The 577-nt window shown below is 71.9% G+C and carries 1 protein-coding gene; it reads left to right on the plus strand.

The features are described 5' to 3' along the window. The coding region (locus tag CCN44_RS42460) for a cation:proton antiporter (RefSeq protein ID WP_208639956.1) at nt 1–577 on the plus strand (577 nt) is incomplete at both ends.

Genomic DNA, 577 nt, shown 5'->3' on the forward strand with positions numbered 1-577 from the left:
CGGCGGCCTGCTGCTCGGCCCGACGGTGCTGGGCCGCATCAGCCCCGAGGCGCAGCACTGGCTGCTGCCCCCGGACGGTCCCACCGCCGCGGTGCTCGGCGCCTTCTACCAGATCGGACTGCTGCTGCTCGTCTGGCTCACCGGCAGCGAACTGCGCACCAGCGACGCCGGCTCGGAGCGCCGCACCATCGGGTCCGTGGCCGTGTCGGGGCTGGTACTGCCGTTCGCCTGCGGCCTGGCCGTCGCCCAGGTGCTGGATCCGGGCGAGCTGTCCGGGCCGACCGGGTCACCGGCCACCCTGGCCCTCGTCTTCGGCATGGCCATCGCCATCACCAGCGTGCCGGTCATCTCGCGGATCATGCTCGATCTGGACGTGCTGGGCACGCGGTTCTCCCGGATCGTCCTGGCGGTCGCCGTGGTCGAGGACGTGGTGCTCTACGTCATCCTGGCCATCGTGCTCGGCGTGGCCCAGGCCGAGACCTCCGACCCGCACGGCCTGTGGTCCCTGATCGGCACCGACTCGCTCCCCCTGGCCGTCGTCTACTTCACGGCCGTACCCCTGGTCTTCCTGGTGGTC

The sequence above is a fragment of the Streptomyces tricolor genome, assembly GCF_002155905.1.
Classification (GTDB): domain Bacteria; phylum Actinomycetota; class Actinomycetes; order Streptomycetales; family Streptomycetaceae; genus Streptomyces; species Streptomyces tricolor.